Origin of the sequence: Pseudophaeobacter sp. 1A09344, from assembly GCF_041008745.1 — a bacterium.
Lineage (GTDB): Bacteria > Pseudomonadota > Alphaproteobacteria > Rhodobacterales > Rhodobacteraceae > Phycobacter > Phycobacter gallaeciensis_A.
Map to the genome: position 1 here is coordinate 22756 of NZ_JAXGFS010000021.1, position 6639 is coordinate 29394.

9 protein-coding genes and 1 pseudogene are annotated in these 6639 nt (G+C 62.5%); 9 read left to right on the forward strand and 1 reads right to left on the reverse strand.

All coding sequences use genetic code 11. The annotated features are described in order from the left end of the window. Positions 1–73 precede the first annotated feature (73 nt). Positions 74–346, reverse strand: coding sequence for a DUF2933 domain-containing protein (locus SM765_RS22340; RefSeq protein ID WP_274831038.1), 273 nt, complete (start codon positions 344–346; stop codon positions 74–76). 143 nt (positions 347–489) lie between these two features. Here SM765_RS22340 and SM765_RS22345 point away from each other — a divergent pair, with 143 nt between their 5' ends. The 9 genes and pseudogenes from SM765_RS22345 to SM765_RS22385 form a co-directional block, all read left to right on the forward strand. Next, complete coding sequence (locus tag SM765_RS22345; protein ID WP_274831039.1) at positions 490–1071, forward strand: L,D-transpeptidase; 582 nt, start codon at positions 490–492, stop codon at positions 1069–1071. Positions 1072–1095: 24 nt separating this feature from the next. Beyond that, a complete protein-coding gene (locus SM765_RS22350) occupies positions 1096–1554 on the forward strand; it encodes a c-type cytochrome (protein WP_274831040.1) in 459 nt (152 codons plus the stop codon). A gap of 11 nt (positions 1555–1565) precedes the next feature. After that, positions 1566–1868, forward strand: a complete 303-nt coding sequence (locus tag SM765_RS22355) for a hypothetical protein (RefSeq protein WP_274831041.1) — start codon at positions 1566–1568, stop codon at positions 1866–1868. 38 nt (positions 1869–1906) lie between these two features. Beyond that, a complete protein-coding gene (locus SM765_RS22360; RefSeq protein WP_274831042.1) occupies positions 1907–2473 on the forward strand; it encodes a c-type cytochrome in 567 nt (188 codons plus the stop codon). A gap of 2 nt (positions 2474–2475) precedes the next feature. Next, a complete protein-coding gene (locus tag SM765_RS22365; RefSeq protein ID WP_274831043.1) occupies positions 2476–3381 on the forward strand; it encodes a c-type cytochrome in 906 nt (301 codons plus the stop codon). Between the two features lie 55 nt (positions 3382–3436). Further along, on the forward strand, positions 3437–4822 hold the full coding sequence (locus SM765_RS22370) for a multicopper oxidase family protein (RefSeq protein ID WP_274831044.1): 1386 nt from the start codon (positions 3437–3439) through the stop codon (positions 4820–4822). Continuing rightward, positions 4819–5256: a c-type cytochrome gene (locus SM765_RS22375; RefSeq protein ID WP_274831045.1), complete on the forward strand. Its 438-nt coding sequence runs from the start codon at positions 4819–4821 to the stop codon at positions 5254–5256. The genes SM765_RS22370 and SM765_RS22375 overlap by 4 nt, the downstream gene beginning before the upstream one ends. A 1-nt stretch (position 5257) precedes the next feature. After that, a complete protein-coding gene (locus SM765_RS22380) occupies positions 5258–5989 on the forward strand; it encodes a DsbA family protein (protein ID WP_274831046.1) in 732 nt (243 codons plus the stop codon). Positions 5990–6209: 220 nt separating this feature from the next. After that, positions 6210–6611 (forward strand): annotated as a pseudogene (locus SM765_RS22385) (IS66 family transposase); the annotation flags it as partial. Positions 6612–6639 lie beyond the last annotated feature (28 nt).

A 6639-nucleotide genomic window follows, 5' to 3' on the forward strand; every position in this document is an offset into this window, starting at 1 on the left:
CCGCTGACCGTGGCAGAACAGCCCGACACAACCGCCATTGCCCCAAGCACAAAGACGCGAGGGGTCAAGTCCTTCAGGCCTCCTCGGGGCGGCGCTCCGAGCGCGCCTCGGATTTGGCGGTATCGTGGCTGTGGCACGATTTGCCCATCATCTTGTGCATGACAAGGTGCGCACCGACGCACAGCACCAACGGCGCAAAAGCCAGCGCATTCGATCCCAGCCCCGACAACGTGCCGCCGCCGATGAAATATCCGGCGATCGGCAGCAGCATCACGGCGCAGCAGGCCATCATGCCCCAATGCATCAGCTTTCCTGCGCCCCTGGCAGAGTGACTGTCATCCTTCATCGCCCGATCCTTTCGCGGTGTTGTCGATGGCGCTTATGCAACTCTCCGGCAGCGGAAGGTCAAGGATACAAACAAATACATTTCTTTGGTCCTGTTGCGATTGCTGTGTGCGGTCCAGCCTGTATCTATAATCGCCAAAGCTGATGAAGGATATAACCGTGACCAGACAGCAACAGACGCGCCGCGCCGTGCTGCGCACGGCGGTAGCCTCTGTCGGCCTGATCGGAGCGCCGGGAATTCTGCGCGCGGCCAGGGATGTGCAGCGGCGCAACATCTCCGCGTTGCGGACCCATGACTGGCGTGACCATTTCGAAATCCTTGACAAGGGTATCATCATCGCCGACACCGACAGCAAGATGCTGCTGCACTGGACCGCAGCGGGCGAAATGCGAGTCTATCCGACATCGGTACCGCTAACGGACGAGCTAACCAAGCGTGGCTACACCGAGGTCGTAGAAAAGCGGAAGAATCCCGGCTGGGCACCGACCCCGGCGATGCGTGAGCGCAACCCAGAATGGCCCGCATATGTGGAAGGCGGAGACCCGACCAATCCCTTAGGAACACGAGCTCTATATCTGTCGTGGACCTACTACCGAATCCACGGAACACAGGACACGCGCAAGATCGGGCGCAAGTCCTCGAACGGCTGCATTGGCTTGTACAATGGGCAAATCGAAGAGGTCTACGATCGCGCCCCCCTTGGCACACAGATCAAACTGATCTGAAATCAAACAAGCAGGACAGACAAAATGGACAAGTTGACGGGACTGATCGGGGTCGTTCTGGTCGTTGGTGTCGCGGCACTGGGATGGCAGGTGTTTGGCGCGCAGGACGCGCCGCAGGGGCATTCGATGGTGCCGCCGGACACCAGCAACACTGCTGAAGGTGCACCCATCACCGAAGTTTCTCTTCCCGCTGACCTCTCGGCCAATGCCAAGCTGGGCAAGACCATGTTCGAAGCTGTCTGCGCCGAATGTCATGGCGAGAACGCGGCAGGACAGAACGGCATCGCACCGCCCCTGGTCCACAAGATCTACGAGCCCAACCATCACGGCGACATGGCCTTTCTCATGGCGGCCAGGAATGGCGTGCAATCTCATCACTGGAACTTCGGCAACATGCCGAAAATCAACGGCGTGACAGACGGCGACGTCAAGATGATCATCGCTTATGTGCGGGAATTGCAGCGAGCGAACGGGATCAAATGATGTGGGCTAAGGTGAGACTTCGGCTGTGTCTGGTGCTGCTCTGCACGATGGTGCTGGCGTCGCTTGGCATGACCGAGTTTGACCCTCATCACGAAAGGCCCCGGATCGCTGCCGTTGAGGACCATGTGCATGAGTACGAGGCGAAGGGCCATTGCCACCCCGGTATCGACTGTGCCCCTGCGGTGATCTTCCTTGCGATTCATATGCCGGAAGTCACACCCGTTCGGCTCGACATGCAACGGCTTTCGGAAGTTCGGCTGGACAAGGGTTGGCGCTTTACCGATGATCCGCCCCCGCCGCGATATCGTGTCTGATGACTCAGCCAAAAAACGATCAACGGAGACATGAGACTATGAAGAAAACGACTTTGACCGCCGCCATCCTGATTGCCGGCACCACCGTGACCGCACTTGCGCATGGCGGCGCCACAGGCATCGTCAAGGAACGCATGGGCGCCATGATGGTGATGGGTAAGGCAGTGAAATCCGTCACTCCCATGATGCGCGGCGAAACTGCCTATGACGCGGAGGCCCTGCGCGCCGCCGCCCGCACCTTTCAGACCCATGCCGGCACGGCCCTGACAGAGCAATTTCCCGAAGGCAGCGGCGGTTCGCCGTCGGAGGCCAAGGATGAGGTATGGCAGGACTGGACCCGCTTCACGGATCTGGCTGATCAGTTGGAAACCTATGCGCGCGGGCTGGAAATGGCAGCGGCCAACGGTCTGGGAAGCAGTGGCAGCACGGGCGCTGGCGCCATGATGGGTGGAAGCAGCATGATGGGCGGCGGGTCCATGATGGGGAACGCTGTGGACATGATAAGCGCCGAGGCCATCGGTGCCATGCCCGCCGATGCGGCCTTCAAGATGACCACGCAGGTATGCTCCGCCTGCCATGCGCGCTTCCGCGCCGAGGATGACTGATCATGCGTCGCATCCTTATCGGCGCGGCGGTGTTGGGCACGGTCGCGCTTGCCGGGGTGGTGTCGCTGGTCGTCTGGCCGGTCGGCGCTGCCACCGTCCCGATCACCGTGGCGGGCAACGTTGACCGCGGCGCCTATCTCGCGCGGGCCGCCGGTTGTATCTCCTGCCACTCGGATTTCGAAGCAGGCGGCGCGCCTCTTGCGCGCGGCGCGCCGCTGGATACGCCCTTTGGCACGTTCCATCCGCCAAATCTGACCACAGACCCGGTCAGCGGCCTTGGCAACTGGACGGCCGAGCAATTCGCAAGGGCGGTAAGGCAGGGGGTCGGGCCGGACGGAACCCCATATTTTCCAGCCTTTCCCTATGCGTTCTACGCAGACTTCACCGACCAGGACATCGCCGATCTCTGGGCGGCGTTCCAGACGGTGCCACCCGTTGCAGACCCTGCACCCGATCATGATCTGGGATTCCCCTTCAATCAGCGTTGGGGGCTGAAACTGTGGCGCGCGGCCTTTCTTCACGACCCAGACACCCGGCCGGTCGAGGGCCGCAGTGACGCGTGGAACCGGGGGCGCGAACTGGTCCGTGGCCCGGCCCATTGCGGTGCCTGCCACACACCCCGCAATCTTGTCGGGGGGCGCGACCTTGCTGAGCGGTTCGCTGGAAACGCGGCTCTGCCCGGCGGCAGCAAGGCACCCTCGATCCAGCCGCAGGCGCTGGAAGAGGGCGGCTGGACGGTTTCGGCGCTGGCGTATGCGCTGGAAACCGGATTGACGCCTTCGGGTGATGCCTTTGGTGGCAGCATGGCCGAAGTGGTGCGCGAGAACACGCGCTTCATGACACCCGAGGATCGGACCGCCATGGCGACCTACCTTCTGCAAGGCGAAAACGGCGGGCAGACGGACTGACACGAGACGGGCGGGGGCCACGGTGGCCCTCGTCCCCTGCAAAGGACACAAGCGTATGACATACACGCGGCGCACTTTCCTTGCTCTCGCGGGGGCGGCGGCGGGTCTGGGCCTCCCACTGCGGGCGCGGGCCCTCAGCGGTTCCACACCTCTGGTCCCGCGCGAGGCCAGCTTGCAACTGCTGCCCAAGGGTTACCCGCAGACGCGCATCTGGGGCTATGACGGCGCGGTCCCCGGCACCGAGATCCGTGTGCCGCAGGGCGCGCGCGTGCAACGACAACTGGTCAATGACCTGCCCGAGGCCACCTCCGTGCATTGGCATGGCATCCGCATCGACAACGTCATGGACGGTGTGTCGGGCCTGACGCAGGACGCGGTGCCGCCGGGCGAGACCTTTGATTATGACTTCACCGTGCCGGATGCCGGAACCTATTGGTATCACGCGCACAATCGATCATACGTGCAGGTTGCGCGCGGACTACGCGGTGCGCTGATCGTCGCAGAGCCTCATGCCCCTGACGTGGATCGCGACGAGGTGCTGATCCTCGACGACTGGTTGATCGACCCTGAAACCGGTCAGATCGCCAAGACGTTTGACCAGCCGATGATGATGAGCCATGGCGGGCGAAGCGGGAACTACGTCACCACCAACGGCCAGTATAATCTTACCCTGACGGCACAGAGGAACGACCGACTGCGGCTACGCCTGATCAATGCCGCCAACGCGCGCATTTTTGCGCTGCGGCTACAGGGGATGACGGGCTGGACCGTCGCACTTGACGGGATGCCCTTGGCACAGCCGCGGCCGGTCGCGGACACGCTCCTGCTGGGTCCGGCGCAGCGGATCGACTTGTTCGTCGACATCACCGCCGCGCAGGGCGAACTGGCGGCGCTGCTGAATGTCGATACCAATGAACCCTTTCCGCAGGTGGCCTTTACGGTGACGGGGCAGGGTGCGCAGGTGGCTCGCGCCGCCCCCACCGCGTTGCCACCCAATCCGCGAATGGATTTACCCGATTTGGCCAATGCCACGCCAGTCAAGCTGTACATGTCGGGCGGCGCGATGGGACGGATGAACGCGGCGGTGCTGAACGGTGAACGCAAGGGCTTTCGCCAGCTAGCGGAAGCGGGCTATTTCTGGGCGCTGAACGGCGTGGCGAACATGCCCGACACGCCCTTGACGACGCTGTCGCGGGGCGACCACGCGCGGGTCGTGATCACCAATGACACCGTCTTTCCCCATGCCATGCACCTGCACGGTATGCACTTCCGTGAGGTCACCCAAGGTCAGACAGGACCGATGCGCGACACGCTGCTGATCGGCGCGAACGAGACCCGGGAAATCGCCTTTGTCGCGGACAACCCGGGCAAGTGGCTCTTCCATTGCCACATGCTGGAACACTCCGCGTCCGGCATGACCACATGGTTGGAGGTCACATGAAGGGGTCAGTATTCATCATTGGGGCCGCGCTGGTTCTGGCGCAGCCCGCATTGGCCGACACGCCGGATATCGCCGACGGCGAGGTCTTGTATGCCGAGAATTGCGCCTCTTGCCACGGGGCCGAGTTGCAGGGGCAGCCCGACTGGCGCGCGCCCGGCCCGGATGGCCGACTGCCTGCCCCGCCGCATGACGAAACCGGCCACACCTGGCATCACAGCGACCGCGTGCTGTTCGGCTATACCAAGCTGGGCGGCAAAGTCTTCATGGAGCAGCAAGGCATGGAGTTCGATAGCGGCATGCCCGGCTTTGACGATCAGCTGAGCGATCAGCAGATCAGGAACATCCTCGCCTACATCCGCTCAACCTGGCCAGACCGGGCCCAGCAGGTGCAGGCCGAACGCAGCAAAGCCGACATGGAAAACAGAGACAACTGATATGACATTCAAAACCCCCATACTTGCCTTGGCGCTGGTCGCGCTTATGCCGTTGCCGACCTTGGCGCAAGATCTCGACGAGGCGCGGATCAAGGAACTGGTTCTCGAAGCGATCCGCGAGAACCCGGAAATCGTGATGGAAGCCGTGGCAATCCTTGAGCAACGTCAGGCGGGCGCGCAGGCCGATGCGCAGGCTCGTGCGCTAGACACACAGCGCGAGTTGATAGAGAATGACCCGAACGCCCCGGTGCTGGGCAATCCCGACGGCGACGTGACCGTGGTCGAGTTCTTTGATTACAACTGCCCCTATTGCCGCCGCGTGAAACCCGAGGTCCGCGCGCTCATCGACGCGGATCCGAACATCCGTCTGGTTTATCGCGAATGGCCGATTCTCGGCGACGGCTCGGTCTTTGCCGCAAAGGCTGCGCTGGCGGCCCGCAAGCAGGGAAAATACGAAGACTTCCATTGGGCGATGATGGGTAACGAAGGCCGCGCCGAAGAAGCCAGCGTGCTGCGCGTGGCCGAAGAGGTGGGTCTGGACATCGAGCAATTGCGTGTCGACATGGATGCCCCGGAGGTCGCCGACCATATCGCAACCTCGATGCAGTTGACGCAAACGCTTGGGTTCAACGGCACCCCGTCTTTCGTGATCGGCGACGCACTGGTGCCCGGTTTCGTTGAAACCGACCAGTTGGCCAAGCTGGTTGCCGCGGCACGCGAAGCCGCCGAATAGGGCACGCTGCCCGCGCATCGACGCGGGCAGCTGGCTTGCTCAGGCGGCAGAGGTCTCGTAACCGGCGTCCTTGATCGCCGCTGATAGCTGATCGGCGCGGAGCGCACTGTCGATATGCACTATTCGGGTGTCCAGGCTCTGATGATGTGACCGCCCCCCGACGGCATCGATGTGCCAAGGTGGGTCTGCAATGATCCAGAAAGGAGGACGGTCACATCATCAAAGCCGTTCGGCGCCCATCATCGGCGACTTTGAGGCGTGGCTCACCCAGCACCGCACCCGTATTGCGAGAAAGTCTCCCCTCGGCGAAGCTCTTAGCCACATTGCAAAACACTGGGACGGCCTCTGCCTATTCCTGACCGACGGCCAGACCGAGCTCGACAACAACACGGTCGAGCGCACCATACGACCCATCACGCTAGACCGGAAGAACGCCCTCTTTGCCGGTCACGACGCGGGGGCAGAAAACTGGGCCGTCATCGCCTCATTGATCGAGGCCTGCAAACTGAACGCCGTCGATCCGCACGCTTGGCTGGCAACGAGCCTAACGGCCATCGTTGGAGGTCACATGCAGAGCAATATCGCAGACCTCATGCCCTGGAATTACGCCGCCAAGGTGTGATCGGAACACCGGTTACTTTTCATCGACA

What these genes read in the sequence shown, in the direction of transcription:
- SM765_RS22370 (WP_274831044.1), top strand. Translation starts at nt 3,437, where the DNA reads ATGACATACACGCGGCGCACTTTCCTTGCTCTCGCGGGGGCGGCGGCG.
- SM765_RS22360 (WP_274831042.1), top strand. Translation starts at nt 1,907, where the DNA reads ATGAAGAAAACGACTTTGACCGCCGCCATCCTGATTGCCGGCACCACC.
- SM765_RS22375 (WP_274831045.1), top strand. Translation starts at nt 4,819, where the DNA reads ATGAAGGGGTCAGTATTCATCATTGGGGCCGCGCTGGTTCTGGCGCAG.
- SM765_RS22380 (WP_274831046.1), top strand. Translation starts at nt 5,258, where the DNA reads ATGACATTCAAAACCCCCATACTTGCCTTGGCGCTGGTCGCGCTTATG.
- SM765_RS22345 (WP_274831039.1), top strand. Translation starts at nt 490, where the DNA reads ATGAAGGATATAACCGTGACCAGACAGCAACAGACGCGCCGCGCCGTG.
- SM765_RS22350 (WP_274831040.1), top strand. Translation starts at nt 1,096, where the DNA reads ATGGACAAGTTGACGGGACTGATCGGGGTCGTTCTGGTCGTTGGTGTC.
- SM765_RS22365 (WP_274831043.1), top strand. Translation starts at nt 2,476, where the DNA reads ATGCGTCGCATCCTTATCGGCGCGGCGGTGTTGGGCACGGTCGCGCTT.
- SM765_RS22340 (WP_274831038.1), bottom strand. Translation starts at nt 346, where the DNA reads ATGAAGGATGACAGTCACTCTGCCAGGGGCGCAGGAAAGCTGATGCAT.